We start from the raw sequence: 21,994 nt of genomic DNA on the forward strand, positions 1-21,994 counted from the left end.
TTTTCTTTTTTTGTTAGATTAATAGTTTGAGTACAAAGAATTGGTATAAAAAAACCCGTTTGATGTACTCAAACGGGTTTTAAAATATGATGATTTACATGCATACCATTAACACATCGCTTGAGAGCAATAATGAAAATGATGATGATGTAATTGATTTGAAATCATTGTTTGGTTTGTTTTATAATTCTTTGATTCGGTTGCAAATATACTAGTTAATTTCTAAAAAAAGCAATTTTTAATATAACTTAACGATAGTTTATTGTTAAAAAAAATCTGAAGTACTGTTTTTATTGAAAATTTTTAATTTACGAAAACGTTTTCCGAATCTTTGTTGAAAGCCAAAATTACTGTTGTTCCTACTCCTATCTCGCTTTCAATTTTAAATTTAACATGAAGCAGTTCCGTAATTCTTTTTACTATAGAAAGTCCCAGACCAACTCCTTTAATTTCTGGATGTTCTGTATAATTGGACCTGAAAAATGGATTAAAAATCATTTCTAAATCTTCTTTGGCAATACCAATTCCGTTATCAGAAATTTTACAAACTATTTTATTGTTTTCTTTAAATAGTAAAATCGAAATTTCTCCATCTGGATTTGTATATTTTACTGCATTAGAAATAATATTTCTAAGAATGGTAATGATTAAAAAATTATCAGACTGAATATAAAAATCTGTTCCGGCATCAAATTTTACATCTAGTTTTTTACTTTTTATTTTCTCTGAATTCAGCGTTAAAACATCTAAAATTATCGCATTTAAATAGACTTTTTCTGTATTAATCTGCTGCTTTTGATTATCGAATCTGGCCATTGTTAAAAGCTGATCTACGAGCATATTCAAATGATCAACTTCATTTATACAATAGTTTATTTTATCTTCGTATTCCTTATTATTTCTGGGTTTACGTATAAGCACTTCAAGTGTTCCTTTAATAACGGTTAAAGGCGTTCTTAACTCGTGTGAAGCATCAGAAGTGAACTGTTTTTCACGTTCAATAGCATCTTCAATTCGGTTTAATAAATTGTTTATGGTTTTGGAAAGTGTATACAATTCATCTCGCGTTTTAGGCAGCGGAATCCGCGCTTTCAAATTATCTTTTGTAATAATTTTTGAAGTATTAATTATGGCATTTATAGGCTTAATACTTCTGCCTGCAAAAAATCTGGCCAGAAAAAACAACACTATTAAAATCGCTAAAAACGATAAAAACATGATATCAAATAAGTTGTTTAATACCAATTTTGAGTCTGACAGCGACATTGCTACAATAATATAGCCTATCGGTTTGTTCTGAACATTTAATTTAACCTGAATTTGCCGAATGGCATTATTCCCCATTTTGGTATCAAACAATTCATAATCTTCTACAGAATCATGAAATTCAAGTGCTTGTGTTTTTAAATTTGGTGCTTTTTCAATAATTTTTTTATTCAAATCTAAAAACTCCACAAAAACAGGATTTACATCAACAGTATTGTGTTCACGCTCTTCCCATTCTTCTTCATCAATAAGAATTACTTTGCCATTTTGTACTTTGATTTCTTCTAAATGGTTTTTAATTTCAACTTTGATATTTTCGTCTATGTGACTGTAAACGGTATGTTTTACGATAGAATATATAACCGAAAAAACCACTAAAATTAATAGACCCGTGGTTATAATATAGTTTAAGGCGATTCTGTTTTTAAAGGAAAGCTGGTTCATTTATAAGTCATTAGCGATATAACCTACGCTGCGGATGGTTTTGATATAATCTTCTTCTATTTTTAATTTGAGTTTTTTACGAATGGCGTTCATAAAAACATCAATTACGCCGGTATCGTATTCAAAATTAATATCCCAAACGTCTTTTAAAATCTGATTTCGGGGACAGACTTTCCCTTTATTTTGAATTAAATAGGTCAAAAGCTCAAATTCTCTTTGTGTTAAAGCGATTTCTTCATCATTTTTTAAAACGATATGTTTGGAAAGATCAATTTTAATAGTTCCTAATGAAAGGGTTTCGTTTCCACCCCTATTCCTAAAATGAATTTTAACCCTTTCTACTAATTCTTCAAAACTAAAAGGCTTTTTAATGTAATCATTTGCACCAGCTTTCAATCCTTCTATGGTTTCCTGAACAGTATCTTTTGCAGTTAAAAAAATTATAGGAGTTTTTTGGTCTTTGATCCTGATTGCTTTGCATAAATCTAAACCATTGATTTTAGGGATCATCCAATCGAGCAAAATTAAATCAAATTTATGATTCTGAGTTAATTCAAAAGCTTTTGAGCCATCATTTGCGGTTGTAATTTTATATCCTTCTTCCCGCAGTCCTTGTTCTAAAAACTGAACAATTCCTAACTCATCTTCAACAATTAAAATATGCATATCGTATTATTTTGATCCAGGATTAATATCTCTTTTACTCTTCAAAGATATAGATTTTAAGACTTTTAACCTCTTAAAATCATAACAATAGGTTAAAATACGTAATCTTAAGCAAACATTAAGGATAGAATAAGTAAGGTAAAAGGGTAACTTCATCTGTTGTTAATTAATCGAAATTAATTTTGCAGAAAATAAAATACCATGAGTTCTTTCAAAAAATTATCTCCATTTTATAATCTGGCAATTTTCTATTTTTCTATAAGTTTTATCTTGAGAATTGTTTTGATTTTTCATCCAATAACGCAAAGTTCTTTTAAGTTTTTAGAAAGCTTGAAAATTTTTGGTTTAGGATTACTTTCAGATTTTTTTGTTTTCGTGATTGCCTCGGTTTTTCTTTGGCTGTATCTCATTTTTCTTTCAGAATCTAAATATAGAAAGCCGTATGGCTATGTTATTTTAGGTTTTTTGAGTTTATTACTTTTATATACGGCTTCGGGAAAAAGCATTTTTGACGAATACGGAGGCGCTTTACCCAGAATTGTCTTGATTTTTATAGGGCTAAAAACAATTTTATTTACAGTTTTTCTTTTACTGCCAAAATATCGAACCAAACTTAGATTTTGGCTTTATTCGTTTGTCATTTTTCTATATGTTTTACTAATTCTGCAAAACGGATTGAGTGAATATTTCTTTTGGAATGAATTTGGGGTAAAATACAATTTCATTGCGGTTAATTATCTCATTTATACTAACGAAGTTATTGGAAATATTATGCAGTCTTACCCTGTAATTCCTTTATTTTCGGCTTTATTTCTGGTTAGCGGGATTGTTACTTATTTTATAGTAAAAAGGTCTAAGAATTATATTAACGAAATTCCTTCTTTTACAGAAAAAGTAAAAATCTCTGGAATTTACTGGGTTTTATTTTTCATTTCGCTTGCTGCGATTCCAACTTTGGCGAAGACCGAAAATTCTAAAAATGTATTTGTAAACGAATTGCAGTCTAATGGATTGTATAAGTTCTATTTGGCTTTTGAAAACAACAAATTAGATTATTTCAAATTTTACAAAACACTGCCTAATCAGGAAGCTTTTACAATTTTAAAGAAACAGTTTCCGAATATTTCCGGAGAAAATACAATTCAAAAAATATCCAGCGATTCTACCGAAAATCATAAAAATGTGGTTTTAATTACGATTGAAAGCCTAAGTGCTGATTTCATGAAAACCTATGGAAATCAAGAAAATATAACGCCGTTTCTAGACAGTTTATCTCAAAAAAGCCTGCAGTTTACTAATTTGTATGCTGCCGGAAACCGAACTGTACGCGGACTTGAGGCTGTTACTTTATGTCTGCCACCAACTGCCGGAGAAAGTGTTGTAAAACGTGAAGACAATAAGAACAAATTTTCTACGGGTTCTGTATTTAAACAGAAAGGATATAACGTGAAATTTATGTACGGCGGAGATGCTTTTTTTGATAATATGCAGGATTTCTATTCTGGGAACGGTTATCAAATTGTCGATAAATCTAGTTTTACTCCTGAAGAAATCACGTTTTCAAATGTTTGGGGCGTTTGTGATGAGGATATGTACAACAAGGCTATTAAAGTGATGAATGCTGAAGCGGGACAAAATAAGCCTTTCTTTAATCATATTATGACGGTGAGTAATCACAGGCCTTTTACTTATCCAAACAATAAAATTGATATTCCGGGCGATATTAAATCTCGTGATGGCGGTGTAAAATATACTGATTATGCGCTTAAAAAATTCTTTGACATGGCTCGAAAACAGCCTTGGTTCAACAATACTGTTTTTGTAATTGTTGCTGATCATTGTGCTTCGAGTGCGGGAAAAACAGAGCTTCCGCTTGACAAATACAGAATTCCGGCTTTTATTTATACGCCGAATGAAAAACCTGAAAAATGCAATAAATTAATGTCACAAATTGATCTTATGCCCACCCTTCTTGGGTTATTGCATTTTGATTACGACAGTAAATTTTTCGGACAGGATGTTTTAAAACCTTCTTATAAACCAAGGGCTTTTATTGCTACTTATCAGGATTTGGGTTTAATAAAGGATAATGTTTTGACTATTTTATCGCCTAAACAAGAGGTGAAACAATTTGCTTTAAAATTAGATTCAAAAGATAGTGTTTCATCTGAGTTTCAGGTTGAGTACGACGAAATGCCGTTGAAAAAGCACAATGTAGATTTGGTTAATGAAACTATTTCTTATTATCAATCTGCTTCATTTTTGTTGAAGGAAAAGAAATACCAAAAGTAAAATTTTCAATTCTGAAATTCCAAATTCCAAATGTGGTTAATGGCACGCAGATTTGGCAGATTTAAACAGATTTTTATATCTCCGTTCTTGATATACTGGACGTAGACGCACTGCTGTGCGTCTCTACATAATCGTTGTGTATAAAATATATTGACATGGATTGATTCACATGAACTAATCGTAGAGACGCACAGCAGTGCGTCTACGAAATCTAAATCTACAATCGAAATCAAAATTTTAAATTCCAATCTTTTAAATTCCAAATGCGGTTAATGGCACGCAGATTTGGCAGATTTAAACTGATTTTTTATATGCGGGCGTGAAATACTGGACGTAGACGCACTGCTGTGCGTCTCTACATAATTGTTGTGTACAAAAAATATTGACATGAATTGATCGACATGAATTGATCGTAGAGACGCACTGCAGTGCGTCTACGCAATCTAAATCTACAATCTAAATCAATAATTCCAAAACTTAGTTAACCGCAAAGAACGCAAAGGTTTACGCAAGATTCAAAGAAAAAGCCTCAAATTCTAAATGAATTTGAGGCTTTAACTTGAAACTTTAAACCTGAAACAAAAATTTAATCATTCTGATTTTTCAATCCGAATAAATCTCCTTTTTTAAACAATAATAAATCGTCTTTTAAAGCTTGATTATTTCTTTGTGTTACTGCTGGTGAATCTAAATCGCTTAGGTCTGGTTTTCCAGCATTCACCCACGCTGTATACCAAAAACTTGCAGTTGCAGTAATGGCTTTTTTCATTTGGTTTTCAACCATTCCGTTTAACTGATCGTTTAGTTTCTTTGCATATTCATCAGAGAAAATCGGAGTATTGTATTTGCTTTTCAATACTTTTCCATCAGCATCCATTTTAAAAACCTGATTTTCGGGAGTTGCAGTTCTTAATTTTTTATCGATATCTAATAATGGCTGCGCTAAACTGTGCGTATCGTTTATCATATCCCAGATTGCTTTGTGAACATCTGTGTAGTATTGCGCCTGAGGAACATTTAATTTGTAATTTTTAGCAAATAATTCAGGAAGTCTGCTTTCCCAAAGAGAATGAATTCCTTTTTGGTCGCTCAATTGTCCGTCATGGTTTGCAGAAGTATGTAATGGCATGTGCGCATCACCTATATAATGACCTAAATCTGCAGCAAGAAATAAAATTTCTGCTCTGTTTTTATCTTTAAAAGCTTTAGTTAATTTCGCCATCATATCTTCAATATACCAAGGTAAAATTCCGTTATCGTTCAGGAATTTAGCATCATATTTTTTCTTTGCGGCTTCCATTGACTGCGGAATACTGTCAGCAGAACCAAAGTTTTCCATGTCGAAATAATGTCTTGGATTTTCGTCTTTATAATTTAAAGCATATTTACGAATATCCGGAACAGAAGCCTCCTGCGTAATAAAATCAATGTGGTTGTAAAAGAAAACCTGAAGTTGCTGTGGTAAAGCCATTACAGCTGCTTTATTAATTCTTTCATGGCCTACAATTCCCCATGATAAAGTAAAAAAACCAATAATTAATGCGAAGAATGCAATTAACTTTGGCCTCATTTTGAAGTTTTTCATTTTGTTTTTGTATTTGGAAGGCAAAGTTACCGTATTTAAAGATAATTTAAAAGATTACCCTTGAAGAATATGTTAATTTAACTTTTATAAGTTTTTGAACCATATAAATGATATAAGTTCATGTTAAAGATTTTTATTTGTAAGTTTGCTAGTGACTTTAGTTTTATAAATATGCGCCATATACATTTATTTTTTTTGCTTCTTATTAGTTCCGTTTGTTTCGCTCAAGAAGCTGACATAGAGCTAAAAAACGTTAACGATACTATCTTAAATACCAAGCGGGTTCTTAAAATGCAAGACCCGATTGACGGGGTAAAAACAATGCAAAAGCTGTTTCCAGGAAAATTATACAATCTTTCTGATCACAATACGTTTATAAGCTGGAAATGTAAAACTTGTAAACCTTTGCCTTTTACTGATGTGAATGGTGTTGAAGGCGATCAATTGTTTCCTTATTCTGAAGGTGTGGCAACAAGACTTCTTTCCAACATTGATTATGCTGATTCTAAAGGAAACCAATTCAAAATCTTGGCTTTTAATCATTCATATTATGATGCTGATGGTTTACAAACCGGACGTTTTTCTGGTGGTTTGTTAGGTTTAGCAAAATTTGCTAAAAATGGTAATGCTTGGGAAATGAGATCTTTTCAGCCTGCGGTTGCTGCTTTTGGTGCTTTTTCACAATCTCCAAAACCTAAACTTTTGCAAATTGGCGAAGATCAATATGCTTTTACTTTATTACATGTAAATGGCGGTGCTGGCGGACCTTTTGAAGGCTGGTTATACTTAGTTGCTGGTTTTGATGGTAAATATCAGCCAATATTGGAAGCTAATAGTTATCAGTTAACCAATGTTTCAAGTATAACCTGGTCTGGTTCTTATACAGTTGTAGATGATGGGACTAAAAAACATTTTAGAGATATCATTATTAAAACCAGCGGATCATTCAACAAAGCGGCAAAAGCTGAAGATGAGTTTGAAGTTACACCTCCGGATGAAATCGCTGCAATGGCAAAAACTAAAAAATCATTTAATTTTGAGATTGAAAGACGTTTTTCTTTTAAGGGAAAATCATATAAATTGATTGGTAAGCCCGTTGTAAAGTTTTCTAATGTGAAATAATCTAGCTTAGAAAAACAATTGACGCTAAACTTAAACCTGCAATAAATACCCATAGAAAAACTCCTTGGAGTAAAGGCTTTACTCCTACTGACTTTAAAGCATTTACATTTAAAGTTGCTCCAATTAAAAATAATGTAATGGTTAAACCAATTTTAGCCAGATTTACAATATGCGGTGCAATAATCGATACTTGCGGAACGTAAGAATTGATAAGCATTGCCAAAACGAACAAACCAATAAAATAAGGAATCTTTATTTTTGAGTTTTTATTTTTGAAAATAACGGCTGTTAAAAGTGAAATTGGAATAATCCATAAAGCTCTGGCCAGTTTTACGGTTGTTGCGATTTGCAAGGCTTCTGCCCCATATTTATTGGCCGCGCCAACTACAGAACTTGTATCGTGAATGGCAATCGCACACCATAATCCGAAATCTTTTTGAGACAAATCAAGCTGATGTCCGATAAATGGAAAAGCAAACAAAGCAATTGAATTTAGAATAAATATTACGCCTAAAGCAATTGATGTCTGGTTTTCATTTGATTTTATTACGGGAGAAATTGCTACGATGGCACTTCCTCCGCAAATTGCGGTTCCGCATGAAATTAAATGCGATGTTTTTTTCTCGGTTTTAAGCCATTTTCCTAACAGAAAACCAAAAATTAAGGTGCTGAAAATTGAAAATATAGTTAATACAAATCCTTCTTTTCCTGCTGAAAACGCGCTTGATGCGTTCATTCCGAAGCCTAAACCGACTACTGAAAACTGCAATAAAAAAGTTATGGCTTTGCTATTGAATTCTACAAATGGATTTCCGAATACATTCACTATGATAACACCAAATAATAAAGCAACTGGCGGAGAAATTATAGAAAATAAACACAGTAAGATTACTACAGCAAAAATTAATTGCTGCAAAAAGTGATTTATTTCAAATAAATGTGATGCGGAATGTTGTTTCGTTTTCAAAATAGAGTAATTGATATTTACTCTGCAAAGTTCCGTCGATTAAATGGAATTCGCCAATCGTAAAATACAATCGACTATAACTTCAAGTTATAATGATTTGCAATATTTTGAATAAATAATTCTGATAAAGGATCTGATTTGCCTAATAAAGTAATAACATAAAAATATCTTTCAATTGCTAATTTCTCGACATCTAAAACAATTAATTCTTTGTTTTTCAATTCTTTGTTTACGGCATGAATAGACATAAAAGCAAAACAATCTGAATTTAATAAATACGATTTTATACTTTCTGTACTTCCTAATTGCATTTCGATTTGCAGATCAGAGAATTTTAAACCAACATTTTTTAGGGCAAATTCTATAACTTCAAGTGTTCCTGATCCGCGTTCGCGAGTTATGAATTTCATTGATTTTAAATCGTTTACCGAGATTTCATTTTGTTTTACAAATGGATTGTTACTGTTGCAGACTAAAACCAATTCGTCTTTTAAAAACGGAATGTATTTTATGGATTGATTTTTTGATTGTCCTTCGACAATTCCAATTTCGATTTCTTTATTGATTAAAGCGTTTTCGATTTGTTCTGTATTTCCGTTTAACAAATTGACTTTTATGTCTTTTTGTTTTTGATGGAAACGTGCCAAAACGGGAGAAATGATATATTGCGAAATTGTTGTACTTGCGCCTAATCGCAATAATCCCTGACGTTCGCTGATAAACGAACTCATTTCAAAATCTATTTCCCGGTAAATTTCGAAGATTTCTTTGGTATGTTTTAGCAGAATTTCTCCTGCTGGAGTTAAAGCGATTTTAGAACCATTTCGTTCGAATAGTTTGGTTTTGTAGGTTTCTTCAAGTTCCTGAATGTGTTTCGAAACTGCCGGCTGTGTAATATACAATTCAGTCGCCGCTTTAGTAAAATTAAGACGGAGCGCAACGGTGTAGAAAACTTTTAGCCTGAAATCCATATTGTTATTTAATGTGAAACACTAATTTCACGAATTTACACGAAATTAAATTTAGTATAGTTCCTACGGGACAAATTTATTTAATTGATCATATTTTTTCTACCGATATCAAACTCCTAATGGAGTTTACTAATATATTCTCAAAATTTTAACCTAATAATTCTATAGTCCCTACGGGACAAATGTATTGGGGTGTTTATATTTTTTTCTACCGACCTGAAACTCCTAACGGAGTTTTTTTATAATGTTGATCTTTTTGATAAAATTTTATTTAACAAAAAAACAGCAAAAAAATTAACGAAGTAAATCTCGTAGAGATTAAATATCGGTAGCAAAACAATTGTTTTAAATTCAATTTTGTCCCGTAGGGACTTCACATAATAATGTATATAAAACTACAACAACCCATTATACTTCCTAACAAACCATTCCGTCGTTAATAAAGCAGCAATCAAAATCAATAACCAAACCCAATCAATTATTGGAGTTTTGGTGGAAATATTTTTCTCGATTGATTTGTATTCTTTGTTTTCTAAAAGTGTATTTATTAAATCTTGTTCTTGATTTTCGAAGAAAGCTTTTCCGTTGGTTTGTAAAGCCAATTGTTTCAGTTTTAAAACATCAGGATTTACAAATTGTTTTTCGATATCAAAATCTAAAATTTCAAAATGACTGGAATACGATGTATTTGAATTTAATTCTTTTACGGTGAAATTATATTTTCCGGCTGTTAATCCTTCTAAGTTTACAGAGAATGAATTATTTCCTTTTAATAAATCGTAGTTTTTAGCTTGTTTGGTTTCGGCATTTGTAACGGTGATTGTTAGTCTTGCTTTTTCGTCAAACTCATAGTTTTTATTGAAGTATTGCGCGTTGATTACAATTTCTTCTCCTGAATTATAAAAGCTTTCGTGTGTTACAACCAGTGATTTTTTTGAAGTTGATGTTGCTAAAAACTGAATTATCTTATCTACAAAAACATCGTACTTCTCAAATGACTGATTGTCGATATGGCTTTGTAAACGCCATTTCCAGCTATTTTCTCCTAAAAGAAAAGCAGTTCGTTTTCCTTGATTTTCGGCGAAAGCCAATAAAGGCGAATTGGTAGAAACGTTTCTAATTTTTGAAGAAAGTAAAACGGATACATTTCCGTTTGTTGAAATTGTTCCGAATGCATTTTGCAATGGCGGGAAGTTTTCAAAACCAATATTATCTATCGCAAACAAATTAAACTGAGATTGAAATTCTGATAAATAATCTTCAACTTGTCCGCTCATTCTGAAGTTTAAATTGTTTTGCTGCTGATTTAGGAAATTAAAATCGGTGCTGTTTCCGGTTATAATAAAGGTATTTCTTCCGGCTGCTTTATTATTGTCAAAAATTGGTTTAAAAGCATAAGTCGGCTGATATAAAACCAGAACTGAAGCTTCTTGTAATTGATTAATATCATTTGGTTTAACCAAGATTACTTTACGCTGTGCATTAACTTCTATAGAACGTTTTAAGGCCGCAATATCCGGGTGATTTATTGCCGAAACAATTGCAATCGTTGATTTTTGATCGATGATTTCGACGGCAAAATTCTTGATATTATTATAGCTGTTTTTCTCTTTTGCATTTGATGAAATGCTGGCTCTAAAAATCTGTAATCCGACTTTATCTGCTGGTAAGAGCAAATTTAAAGTGGCTGTTTTTTTTGATGGAGAAAAAGAAACTTTCTCTTTTGCTACAACTGAATTTCCCTGCGAAATTGTAAAATCGGCAGTTGTGGTTTTGTCTCCGGCATATTGCAGGAATACTTCAACGGGAAATTTATTTTTGTGGAATGCGTATTTGTTTACGTTAAGCTGATTTATTTTTAAATCAAAAAACGTGGTTGTATCTCCTACAACCAAAGGATAAACTTTATTGGCAGGATCGAATCTGTAAACGTAGTCGTTTCCTGTAGTTTGATTTCCGTCGGTAATAATAGCCGTTGGGAAAGTCAGGTTTTTGTTGATGCTTTTTAAATTCCTGGCAACTTCGTCTAAATTGGTTTGTTTTCCTTTGAAATCAAATTTATCTGAGGTTTTAAATTCATCGTCAAATTGATACGACTGAATTTCGAATTTTTCTTTTAAAGCTGGATTTGAAATTAGCTTTTGATATAATTCGACTGCTTTTTTATCTGATTTTAAAGCTGTTATTGAACTCGAATTATCAACTGCAATGGCTAATGGTGTTTTAGTTATTTCGAGCGAACTTTTAGAAATTATCGGGTTTATTAATAAAACTAATAATCCAAAAATGGCGAGAAAACGTAAAAAAGCCAAAAACCAAATCAGATTTGATTTGTTTTTGGCTTTATAAAAGTATTGAAAGTACGACAAACCACCCGCTATTACTAAAGAAAGTAATAATAATAAAATCGTGTTTGTAGTCATATTTATTTAGTATTCAGTAATCAGTTTTTAGTGATCAGCATTAGAAATCGAATTATAACAAATGTGTTCTCTTTATTATTATCAGACTATATTTACTGAATACTTAAAACTGAACACTGCAAACTATTAAGTAAGCATTCCTCCACAAACATTAAGAACTTGTCCTGTAACGTATGCACTCATATCTGAAGCAAGGAAAAGACATGCATTTGCAACATCTTCTGTAGTTCCGCCACGTTTCAACGGAATTCCGTCTCTCCATCCTTTTACTACATCTTCTGGTAATTTTGCAGTCATTTCTGTTTCGATAAATCCTGGAGCGATTGCGTTGCAGCGAATATTACGAGAACCTAATTCTAAAGCTACTGATTTTGTAAAACCAATTGCTCCTGCTTTTGAAGCTGCGTAGTTTGTTTGTCCAGCGTTACCAGAAACCCCAACTACAGAACTAATATTGATAATAGAACCTGCACGTTGTTTTAAGAAAGTTTTTTGGATTGCTTTTGTCATATTGAAAACAGATTTCAAGTTAACATCAATAACCTGGTCAAAATCTGCTTCAGACATACGCATAAGCAAGTTGTCTTTTGTGATTCCGGCGTTGTTAATTAAAATATCAACTGTTCCAAAATCTGCTAAAACAGCATCAACAAAAGCTTGTGCCTCATTAAAATCGGCTGCGTTAGATTGGTAACCTTTTGCTTTAACTCCTAAACTATTTAATTCAGCTTCAAGAACTTCTGCAGATGCAGCAGATGAACTGTATGTAAATGCTACGTTTGCTCCGTGTTTAGCAAAAACTTCTGCAATTCCTTTACCAATTCCGCGGCTCGCGCCAGTAATGATTGCTACTTTTCCTTCTAGTAATTTCATATTAAGGTATTCGTTTTTATTTTTTGAATTACAAATATAGAGTATTTGAGCGTTTAATAAAATTTGTGATACAAAATTTGATTCAGAATTTTCTTTTTATTGGAAACAAAAAACAGCCCAATAAATTGAGCTGCTTTCTTCAAAATAAAATCAAAACTAAATTTTTTATATGTGATTTTGGTATGTAACAAAATACATAATTCCAAGTATCACAGCCATAAACAACATTCTATAAATAGATGCCTGAAATTCTTTTGTTCCTTCTATTCTGTCTTTTTCCTTTTGCTTTATAAAACTAACAATCGCAAAAGGTATAATTACTATTATCGAAATATATAGATAATATCTTGTATAATCTGGGTAGAACCATGATACTGCCTGAAGTATTAACCCCCATAAAACGAAAATAATATTTATTGGTGTAAGGTACTTTTTCATTGTTTTTTATAATTTAATTAGAAAAAAAACAGCTCAAATGAATGAGCTGCTTTCTCCAAAATAAAAATTAAAACTAAAAATTACTATAATTGATATGTTGTTGTTCTAAAGTTATTTGTAGAACTTGTAACTGTATAAATGTTGTTTGTAAACTGGATTTTAAATGCTTCTTTTTTCAAATAAAGTCCTGCTGCGTTGAAGAATTCATCATCAAGATTTTTTAAGAAAGCCGGAGCCGGAATATAAGCTGATCCGTTATCCCATGAATCGTGCGTTAGAATAATTCGTTTGTTTGTATCATCTGCACTTGTTGTAAAGTTGTGATAAACGCTTGGTCTTCCGCCTGCGAAACGATATTCGATATAATTACCAAAAGCTGAATTGAAATAAATTTGAATTCTGGTTATTTTTTGGTTTGCCGGTAATGTAGCATTTGCAGCGTCAAATAACGTTTTAAAGTATGTTGATGTTGTTGGTGCTGTATAAAGGTTTGCAGTAATAAAACTGATAACCATTTGCGGCTTACCATCTAAGAAGTTTTTATAGTCATCTGTAATGATTAAAGGTTTACTAGAATATTTAATTTCAGCCTTCACTCCTCCAGTTCCAGTTGCTGTAAAGCTTCCGTCTGCATCATTATACACAAAGTTTGATAATTTTTGTCCGCCTACTTCTACAGCCGGGCTTACTATAATTCCGGTTGGCGTGTATCCTACTCCCATGTTGTAGCTTATAGAATAACCAGTTTCGATAGAATTTGACTCTGCAAAACGAGTTACTTCGCTAAAAGAAAAATCGAATTTGTGTGTTGTTGTTCCGTCTGTAGTTTCTAATAATCTAAAAAGTGGTCTATCGTCACTTCCAATAACGTTTTGCTCCATTACTAAATTCTGAGGCAATTTTGCCCAATCATCAGCAGTTGCTTTTACAAAACGAATTTCTGTGCCGTTTCTGTTTGCTTTAAAAATGATTTCTCCGTTTTCTTGCCCGTAGTATAAAAACTGAAAATCTCCTAAATATCCTTTTGCTCTTAATGCCGGAATTGGATAATTATCTGATTCAGATAAAAGGTGAATTCTGTTTTTTGTAGTAAATGTCAAACTTACTGTACTTCCAAGCTGAATTGCGTATTCACTTTTGTATACATTAGTATCTGCATCAAAATCAGAAGCCATTTCTACAGTTCCGTCTTGTGCAAACTTAAACAAGTGTGTGTATCCGCCTAAAACTGTATTATCTGTAAAATAAACCGCTTTCCAGCCAAATTGTGATGAAAGTAATGCAGTATTAAGTTCAGATTTTTGATTGTTGATACGCGTTGTAGGCGTTTCGTCAAATAATTGGTCGGCATCTGTATTGTTATTACAGCTGCTTAAATGCAGTATCAAAATAGCTGCAAATAAATACTTATATATGTTTTTTATTTTCATGATACTTGTGTTAGTTGTTTATTACAGCAGTTGTGTTTTTCTCAGCTTCGTCTCTTAAAGCATAAAAATCCATATTGAATGCTTCTTTGAAATATTTTACTACCAAGGCTTCTTTTGTTTTTAATGCCTGATATGCAAAAGGACTTTCGATACCATCTAAAAATGCTTCGTATTCTGCTTTTGTAAAAATTAAAATCATTGAAGCTGTTTCTGCAAAGTCTTCATTAATGTTTGATCTTGCATAAGATGTAATAAACCCGATTTCATTTGATTCCGGAATATCATAATTATACCAGTCAGCTGTATATCCTACAGGCGTTACTGCAGCCCAAGCTTTTTCGTCAAAAGGTTTGTTTTGATTCAAAATATGGATGTACTCATGTTGAATAGTATGTATAAATTCTGAAACGTTTGCACGATCTGACTGATCGATATAATCTGTTTCAAACAATGTAACACGTTGTCCTCCTTCGGCTAAACCTAAAGTTCTTGTTCCTACACTGTTTAAGTTTACTCCTCCAACTAAAACAATTTCTCTTGGTGCGATTTTTTTAACGAAATCTGCGCCTCCAATTGTTGAGTAACTTTTTAACCAAATTTCTTCAACAATTTCAAGCGCCGGCTGCACTTTGTCAATTGTTGGCGGAAATAAATAACGACTGTTATCTACTGTATTTTGGTTCCATTTGTATTGTACATTAATATTAAATGGGTTTAAATATGTAGTTGTAATCCAGTTATCTAAGGCCGTTTTTGTTGGCTGTGTAAAGTCTAACTGGCTTTCTCCCGGCTGATCATCGCTTCCGCATGAAATTAAAGCTGCCGAAACCAAGGCCATAACGATAATTTTATTGTATTTGAATAGTTTCATAAGTTTTTAATTTTAAAGATTATCTAGGATTTAATTCGACACCTGTATTTGATGCGTGCAAAGGAATTTGTATTGCTCTGCGGTTGTCATCTTTTACTAAAGTGTTTACCGGTTTGTTTGTTGTTTCGTGATTCACTACGATGTTAAAACGTTTTACATCAAACCATCTCATTCCTTCGTGTATAAAATCTCTACGTCTTGTTTCTGCAATTGCTTTTACATAAGATGTTTGTACTGGCGTCATTGTGTAGAACGGTGTGTACTCATCTGCAATTACCGGATATTTAGCTACCACTTTTGCTTCTGTAAGCTTGTCTGTTGGTACATATCCTACAGTTCTTGTTGATAGAAAATATTCTAACTCGTCGTTTGCTGTTGCAATATCTCCTTTCATTACGTGAGCTTCAATTCTGTTCAAGAAAAACTCATCATTGCTTAATAAAACTTCTGCAACATATGGATCTCCAATTCCTGCTGTTACATTTGAATATTTGAAATACTCATAAAATTTAGGAAGGAATACTGTAATACTGCTGTTTGATGAGTAAAAATTGTATAACCAAGGTTTATTAAACAAACTTGTTGCTGTACCAAAAATATCCGGATATCTTGCTCCTGAAAGGTAAAAACGGTTTGAATAATATGATCTGCTTACGATTGAATTTGCTGAAACGATTAATAAATTTGTTTCGGCATCACTGCTTGCATAAGCTAACCTTTGGTCAACGGCGCTAAGTAAATCATAAGATGCAAAATCTCTTAATTTCCCAACTGGTTTTGAGCCTAGATCACTTGTTAATTCTAGTACTCTGTCCCAGTCACCTTTTATTAAATAAAATCTGCTGGCAAAAGCTTTTGAAGCGCTTACATTGAAATGGAATTTTGGTTGTTTATAATCGTTTGTTACGATTTTTAAACCATCTTCGATATCTTTTTCAATAAAGTCAAAAACTTCTTTTACTGTATTACGTTTGTATTTTGTAACTAATTCAGTTTCTGGTTTTGTAACGTAAGGAATTCCTAAATCTGATGCAGCAGTTGCAGGATTATAACGTTTTGACCAAAGTGAAACCAACATAAAATGAGAATATGCTCTTGCGATTAATGCTTCTCCTTTTTGCGGGTTTAAACTTGCCGGGCTTCCTAAATCTTCAATAGCTTCTAATGCTTTATTAGCGTGTGCAATTGCAGTGTAGCAGGCATCCCAATAGTAAGCTTGAGTGTCTATATCTGTTGTTTCTGTTTGAATATCCCAGTTATAGCTTTGCTCATTTTTTCTTAATGTTTCCGGCATTCCGCTGTCAAAAACATTATCTGACATTGTTTCTGCAATATCAAAATAACTCATTTGCGGATAGGCTTGAACTAGTATTTCTGAGATTTTTGCAGGTGTGTCAATTTCTGTTCTGTTATCTGGTTTTTCCGAAAGGAAATCATCGCAGCTAGTAACACTTATTAGTATTAATAGGGATAATGCTATTTTTAAGTTTTTCATGTTTCTGACTATTATAATGAAAGGTTTAAAGTAAAGGTGTATTGAGATGTTACTGGTAAAGCAACTCCTCCAGAATTACGAAACTCAGGATCCTGACCGTTTAATCTTTTATCAGAGTAAAGTAACCAAGGATTAACTGCAGAACCTTTTAATGTAAAAGTGCTTAGTCCCAATTTTTTCTTGAAATCTTTAGGAAATTCCCAGCTTAATGAAATGTTTTTCAAACGAATGAAATCACCATCTGCAATACGAGCATCTGAATAGTTATAAGTATTGTAAGCTCTTGCAAGTGTACGTTCTCCACCATAATTAGCATTTAAACGTCTGTCTGCAATAACCGGAATATTTGTAAAATTCTCGTCTCCAGGATTGATCCAACGGTTTGTGAAATCTTTTGTAAATACTGTTAAATCATCATAAGTACTATCATACACAGGGTTTAAACGAACTTTGTTTCCTCCTGATCCAACAAAAAACACATATAATGACCAGTTTTTGTACGTAAAAGTATTTGCTAAACCTATAGATTTGTTTGGCTCGATTGATCCTTCATATTTAAGATATTTCGTAACATTTAAATTATCCTGAAAGTTAGCATCTGTAATATTATTTTCTGCTCCGTCTTGTAAAATAAAGGTTGGAAGACCTTGATTATTTAAACCTGTAAATTGGTAAGAATACAATGAGTTTCTTGGGTGTCCAACTGTGTTTCCTCCGTTTGCATCAATTAAATCGAATGCAGTTGGTGTGTTTTCTAACTTTGTAATTTCCTGGTGGTAAACAGAAAAGTTAAGTGTTGTAGACCATTTAAAATCTTTGTTATCAAAGTTTTTAGTTGTAATACCAACCTCTAAACCTTTAGTTTCCATATCAGCATTGTTTCCTTGTCTGATTCTTTGTCCTCCAATTCCTGAAGTAATTACGTAATCAACTAAGTCAAATGCTTTACGACGGTAAACGTCTGTTGTTAACTGTACTCTGTTATTGAACATTCCAAGGTCAAGACCAATGTTTGTTTCAAATTGTTTTTCCCAAGTTAAATCACTGTTTTGCAATTCGTCAATTCTAATTCCAGTTTCTCTGTCATCAAGATTAAAACGATCTGTAACATAACTTTTGTAGATTGCCAATGAGTTTGTTGCTGGTCCTGCAGTAGCTGTTAAACCGTAAGAAGCTCTAAGTGCCAATGTATTTACTGATTCTACGTTTTTCATGAAGCTTTCTTCGGCAACGTTCCATTTTCCACTAAAAGTGTAGGTTGGTAACCATCTTGAAGAATCGCTGTTTCCTTGTCTGTTAGATCCGTCATAACGTCCTGTTACAGAAGCTGTATAACGACGATCGTATGTGTATCCAATTTTTCCAAAGAAACCAACTGTTCTTTCTTTTTCTTCATTAAATCCGTAGTAAGAATCTCCTCCGTTAATGATTTTTTCAATGATTCTTGGATCTGTAAAAGCTGTTAAACCTCTGTCGTATTGTAAACCTGCAGCTGTAAATTGATCGCTTGTTCTGTCTACAACTCTCATCTCTGTTCCAAATAAACCTTCAACTTCGTGTTTATCTGCAAAAACATTTCTATAGTTAACACTATTTCTTAAGTTATAAGATGTCATGTCGTTTGTAAATTTTCTTAAGAAACCTCCATTTGGTAAAACAGAAACTTTTGGCGCTGTTAAATCATTTGGATCCTGGTATAAGAAAATATTCTGATCTCTTACTAGTGTGTTTACACCATCTTCTCCATCTGGAGTTCCAGCTTTGTAAGCACCCACTACGTTTGAGTTTTCTAAAATTTTATGTTCGCGGCTTGTGTTTGCGTAACGTGCTGAACCTGTTAAGTTGTACGTTAAATGCGGCGTAATTTTATAATCAAGATCTAACTGGAAACGGATATCTTTTACTTCGATTTCCATGTAGTTATTTTTCAACTCATTAATGATATTCATTTTAGCCCAGTTGTTTCTGTAGTATTCTAAGTTTCCATTTTCGTCATAAGGACGTAATGTTCTACTTGTGTTTAATACATAGTTAAACGGGTTGATATCAAAATCACGGGTTACTTTTCCAAAAACTACGTCTTTTTCACTTTCGTAACTTCCAGGAGCGCCCTGATCACGAATGGATGCTAATGTAGATAATGTAATGTTCAATTTATCGTTTACATAAAATGTTCCTTTAATGTTACTTGAAATTTGTTTTACATCATCAGCAATTGTCCATCCCGGATCTGTGTAATATCCTAAAGACGCATAGAATGTGTTGTTTTTTCCACCACCAGAAAAACTTAAAGAGTGGTTTTGTGTAATAGATGGTCTAAACAAAACGTTGAACCAGTCTGTATTTGCTAATTCGTATTTTTTTAAGAAATTGTTACGGCTTACAGGATCATTGTTTACTAAATATCCTCCAGTTTCTGGCACGTAAGTGTTGATTGCTCTTCCTAAAATGTTGTAAGCTCCACCGTATCTTCCGTTTACTGTTGAAGGTAAATCTAAATATCCTTTTTGTTCCATTTCTTTTAAAATACTCATAGATTCCTGAGAATTTAAAATATCATATTGGCTGTAGTTTGGCACCGCTCTAACAGTTTGCTCTAAACCGTAAGTAATTTTTAACGGAGCATCTCTGCGACCTTGTTTTGTTGTTACAACTACAACTCCGTTTAATGATCTTGAACCATAGATAGAAGTTGCCGATGCATCTTTAAGAATCTCAATACTTTGAATATCATTTGCATTTAATCCTGCAACTGATGAACTTAATAATGTTTCTGAGTTACCAGATGCTAAATCTGCAAATGACATATTGATGATATCTTCCTGAACCACACCATCAATAACCCATAATGGTTTTGTGTCTCCAAAGATTGAAGATGATCCACGAACTGTGATTTTTGGAGCTGTACCAAATGTTCCTGTAACGTTTTGTACGGTTACCCCTGCCGCTTTACCTTCAATCATTCTGCTTACGTCAACAACACCATCAACTTTTAATTCGGCACCAGAAATTTTACTGATAGCTCCTGTAAAAGTTCTTTTTGATGTTTTTTCGTAACCTGTTGTTACTACAACTTCTTTTAAGTTTTGTCCTACTTCACTAAGTACTACGGTTGGTGTAGTATTTTCTATACCAATTTCTTTCGTGTCCATACCTACGTAAGAAATGATAAGTCCTGTTGAATTTGCAGGCATTTCGATAGAGAAATTACCATCAAAATCTGTTAATACTGCTATTTTAGTACCTTTTGCCATAACTGTAGCTCCCGGAAGCGGGCTTCCTGACTGGTCTGTAACTTTACCTTTGATGATTGGACCTGCAGTTAATACTTCAAAAAGTGTATCATGATTATCAGCACTTGCAAATGGATCTGCACTGGCAGTTTTTTGCAAAATAATCTGATTGCTTACTTCTGAAAATGTAATATTAAATGGAACCAGAACTCTGCTCAATATACTTGAAAGCGTTTCCTGATTGGCCTCTATACTTACTTTGTTACTTAACTGAGGAAGTCTTGAGTTATACGAAAACTTTACATGTGCAGACTTTTCAATTTTAGACAAAGCATTATCAAGAGTCAAATTTTCAACTGTAATTGTAACTTTGGTATCTAATTTCTTTTGCCCATTTACATTATTTGCCACTGCAAAGCTTGAAAACACAAGTGCTAAGACAAACTGAAATAGTGTTATTTTCATGATTCTATGGAGTAATCGTTGTTTAACAACTGGTTTTTTCATAATTTTGATTTGTTTTGATTAATACTGATTCGAGTGTATTTTAAGAAACGTATGAATAACTCTTTACAGAGAGAAATTCGATTTAATGAAGTGTCGATAATGTTACAGCATTTCGGCACTTTTTTTATGGTATTCACTTTTACATAGGCATTTAGTTATTTCTGGTTGAGTTTAGTTTTTGGTTGTTATTTTGGCGAAATAAATTACATTTTCATTAGGAAATGAAAGGCTTTACTTCGAAAAATTAATTATTAGAAACAATGGTATTTTTGGTGTAATTACAGTTACACTAAAAAAATTAATTACAACCGTCTGAGGTAATAATTATTTGGTTCCCATTCATTTCAAAACTGGTATTATTGCCTATGCTTTTACAGACAATTTTCAGCTTTTCTGTTAAAGGCTGATCACTTAATGATGTTGTTAAGTGGCAGTCGGTTAATTTATTTTTTGGATAATCGATATTTACTAAGTAAGCCTGCTCAATTGTTTCAAAAATCTGCGAAACCGGAATATCATTAAATTCAAAACTCAGCTGTTCTATATTTCCAACACTTTGAGTTAAAGCTGCATCCTGCGTAATATTGGTAATTTTATTAAACTTTAAGTCGCTTCGCAAAAATCGTAGTGCCTGATTAGGCAGTAATATAATTTCTTCTTCATCAGATTTAGAAACCAGTTCATTTGACTTTACCTTAACTTTACCGGTGCGAACAAGAATTTCTACATCTGGCTGGTCAGAATAAGCTTTAACTCTAAAACTAGTTCCAACAACCTTGGTAACAATTTCGTTTGCATAAACGAAGAATGGTTTGTGGGGATTTTTACTAATTTCAAAGAAACCTTCGCCGGATAAATACACCTTTCTTTCGTTTCCGGTAAAGATTTTAGGATAACTTAATTTACTGTTAGGCTGCAGTAATACAGAACTGCCGTCTGATAAGGTAATAATTTGAGGTTTGTCAGAATTATTAGTTTGCTCAACTAATCCTTCGCTGTTTTCGTCAATAAGTTCTTTGTAAGTTACAACTGTGCTTTCGGTTTTAAAATAGCTGTTATAAAACCACACAGCCATAAAACCAAAAAATAATGTTGCTGCTACGCCAGACAGAAATCGTCTGCGGAAAAACTTAACTTTTAAATTCTCTAAAGTTTTTTGATTTTCTTTATCCCGAACTTTAATCCAGGTACTGTGCAGCGCTCTGTGAATATCAGAGCTTGAAAGATTATTTTCAGGAACTTTCATTGCCAAAAGCAGTAATCGTGCATCTTCAACTAATTTAGCACGCTGGCGGCTTTCTAAAGTCCACTCTTCCCAGCCATCTTCATCAATTTTGGATAAAACCCACGATTGGAATGATTCATCAGATAAAAAATCTTCTATTTCGGTATATTTATTACGTTTTTGCAT

The 21,994-nt window shown here is 32.6% G+C and carries 15 protein-coding genes; 2 read left to right on the plus strand and 13 right to left on the minus strand.

The window, feature by feature from the left end; translation table 11 throughout:
* Window positions 1-303 precede the first annotated feature (303 nt).
* Complete coding sequence (locus tag APR43_RS16625) at window positions 304-1,710, minus strand: sensor histidine kinase (RefSeq protein ID WP_053471448.1); 1,407 nt, start codon at window positions 1,708-1,710, stop codon at window positions 304-306.
* Entirely contained in the window at window positions 1,711-2,376 is a 666-nt protein-coding gene (locus APR43_RS16630) for a response regulator transcription factor (protein WP_053471447.1), read from the minus strand. It abuts the gene before it with no gap.
* A 201-nt stretch (window positions 2,377-2,577) separates the two neighbouring features.
* On the opposite strand from APR43_RS16630, the gene APR43_RS16635 reads away from it, so the two are divergent.
* Window positions 2,578-4,668 (plus strand): LTA synthase family protein, encoded by a 2,091-nt coding sequence (locus APR43_RS16635; protein WP_053471446.1) that lies wholly within the window; start codon window positions 2,578-2,580, stop codon window positions 4,666-4,668.
* A 586-nt stretch (window positions 4,669-5,254) separates the two neighbouring features.
* On the opposite strand, the gene APR43_RS16640 is transcribed toward APR43_RS16635, so the two are convergent.
* Window positions 5,255-6,253, minus strand: coding sequence for a zinc dependent phospholipase C family protein (locus APR43_RS16640; RefSeq protein WP_053471445.1), 999 nt, complete (start codon window positions 6,251-6,253; stop codon window positions 5,255-5,257).
* A 291-nt stretch (window positions 6,254-6,544) separates the two neighbouring features.
* Here APR43_RS16640 and APR43_RS16645 point away from each other — a divergent pair, with 291 nt between their 5' ends.
* On the plus strand, window positions 6,545-7,375 hold the full coding sequence (locus APR43_RS16645; protein ID WP_240514962.1) for a hypothetical protein: 831 nt from the start codon (window positions 6,545-6,547) through the stop codon (window positions 7,373-7,375).
* Between the two features lies 1 nt (window position 7,376).
* Here APR43_RS16645 and APR43_RS16650 read toward each other — a convergent pair whose 3' ends face one another.
* From APR43_RS16650 to APR43_RS16695, 10 genes are all read right to left on the minus strand, one after another.
* On the minus strand, window positions 7,377-8,342 hold the full coding sequence (locus APR43_RS16650) for a YeiH family protein (RefSeq protein ID WP_053471443.1): 966 nt from the start codon (window positions 8,340-8,342) through the stop codon (window positions 7,377-7,379).
* Between the two features lie 74 nt (window positions 8,343-8,416).
* Complete coding sequence (locus tag APR43_RS16655) at window positions 8,417-9,313, minus strand: LysR family transcriptional regulator (RefSeq protein WP_053471442.1); 897 nt, start codon at window positions 9,311-9,313, stop codon at window positions 8,417-8,419.
* A 395-nt stretch (window positions 9,314-9,708) separates the two neighbouring features.
* On the minus strand, window positions 9,709-11,736 hold the full coding sequence (locus APR43_RS16660; protein WP_053471441.1) for a hypothetical protein: 2,028 nt from the start codon (window positions 11,734-11,736) through the stop codon (window positions 9,709-9,711).
* 126 nt (window positions 11,737-11,862) lie between these two features.
* Window positions 11,863-12,609 carry a 3-oxoacyl-[acyl-carrier-protein] reductase gene (gene fabG, locus APR43_RS16665; protein ID WP_053471440.1) on the minus strand — a complete coding sequence of 249 codons (747 nt, stop codon included), beginning with the start codon at window positions 12,607-12,609 and terminating at the stop codon, window positions 11,863-11,865.
* A 165-nt stretch (window positions 12,610-12,774) separates the two neighbouring features.
* On the minus strand, window positions 12,775-13,047 hold the full coding sequence (locus APR43_RS16670; RefSeq protein WP_053471439.1) for a hypothetical protein: 273 nt from the start codon (window positions 13,045-13,047) through the stop codon (window positions 12,775-12,777).
* Between the two features lie 83 nt (window positions 13,048-13,130).
* Complete coding sequence (locus tag APR43_RS16675; RefSeq protein WP_053471438.1) at window positions 13,131-14,477, minus strand: DUF4302 domain-containing protein; 1,347 nt, start codon at window positions 14,475-14,477, stop codon at window positions 13,131-13,133.
* Between the two features lie 10 nt (window positions 14,478-14,487).
* Complete coding sequence (locus APR43_RS16680; RefSeq protein WP_053471437.1) at window positions 14,488-15,348, minus strand: substrate import-associated zinc metallohydrolase lipoprotein; 861 nt, start codon at window positions 15,346-15,348, stop codon at window positions 14,488-14,490.
* Window positions 15,349-15,367: 19 nt separating this feature from the next.
* Window positions 15,368-16,843, minus strand: a complete 1,476-nt coding sequence (locus tag APR43_RS16685; protein ID WP_053471436.1) for a RagB/SusD family nutrient uptake outer membrane protein — start codon at window positions 16,841-16,843, stop codon at window positions 15,368-15,370.
* 11 nt (window positions 16,844-16,854) lie between these two features.
* A complete protein-coding gene (locus APR43_RS16690) occupies window positions 16,855-20,583 on the minus strand; it encodes a SusC/RagA family TonB-linked outer membrane protein (protein ID WP_053471435.1) in 3,729 nt (1,242 codons plus the stop codon).
* A gap of 298 nt (window positions 20,584-20,881) precedes the next feature.
* Window positions 20,882-21,994, minus strand: coding sequence for a FecR family protein (locus APR43_RS16695; RefSeq protein ID WP_053471434.1), 1,113 nt, complete (start codon window positions 21,992-21,994; stop codon window positions 20,882-20,884).

Source organism: Flavobacterium sp. NLM (assembly GCF_002210235.1).
GTDB classification, from domain to species: Bacteria; Bacteroidota; Bacteroidia; order Flavobacteriales; family Flavobacteriaceae; genus Flavobacterium; species Flavobacterium panici.

Bases quoted from the DNA above. Each gene is read 5' to 3' on its own strand.
- APR43_RS16695 (WP_053471434.1), bottom strand. From the start codon at position 21,994: ATGCAAAAACGTAATAAATATACCGAAATAGAAGATTTTTTATCTGAT.
- APR43_RS16630 (WP_053471447.1), bottom strand. From the start codon at position 2,376: ATGCATATTTTAATTGTTGAAGATGAGTTAGGAATTGTTCAGTTTTTA.
- APR43_RS16685 (WP_053471436.1), bottom strand. From the start codon at position 16,843: ATGAAAAACTTAAAAATAGCATTATCCCTATTAATACTAATAAGTGTT.
- APR43_RS16635 (WP_053471446.1), top strand. From the start codon at position 2,578: ATGAGTTCTTTCAAAAAATTATCTCCATTTTATAATCTGGCAATTTTC.
- APR43_RS16645 (WP_240514962.1), top strand. From the start codon at position 6,545: ATGCAAGACCCGATTGACGGGGTAAAAACAATGCAAAAGCTGTTTCCA.
- APR43_RS16640 (WP_053471445.1), bottom strand. From the start codon at position 6,253: ATGAAAAACTTCAAAATGAGGCCAAAGTTAATTGCATTCTTCGCATTA.
- APR43_RS16680 (WP_053471437.1), bottom strand. From the start codon at position 15,348: ATGAAACTATTCAAATACAATAAAATTATCGTTATGGCCTTGGTTTCG.
- APR43_RS16660 (WP_053471441.1), bottom strand. From the start codon at position 11,736: ATGACTACAAACACGATTTTATTATTATTACTTTCTTTAGTAATAGCG.
- APR43_RS16670 (WP_053471439.1), bottom strand. From the start codon at position 13,047: ATGAAAAAGTACCTTACACCAATAAATATTATTTTCGTTTTATGGGGG.
- APR43_RS16625 (WP_053471448.1), bottom strand. From the start codon at position 1,710: ATGAACCAGCTTTCCTTTAAAAACAGAATCGCCTTAAACTATATTATA.
- APR43_RS16690 (WP_053471435.1), bottom strand. From the start codon at position 20,583: ATGAAAAAACCAGTTGTTAAACAACGATTACTCCATAGAATCATGAAA.
- fabG (WP_053471440.1), bottom strand. From the start codon at position 12,609: ATGAAATTACTAGAAGGAAAAGTAGCAATCATTACTGGCGCGAGCCGC.
- APR43_RS16655 (WP_053471442.1), bottom strand. From the start codon at position 9,313: ATGGATTTCAGGCTAAAAGTTTTCTACACCGTTGCGCTCCGTCTTAAT.
- APR43_RS16675 (WP_053471438.1), bottom strand. From the start codon at position 14,477: ATGAAAATAAAAAACATATATAAGTATTTATTTGCAGCTATTTTGATA.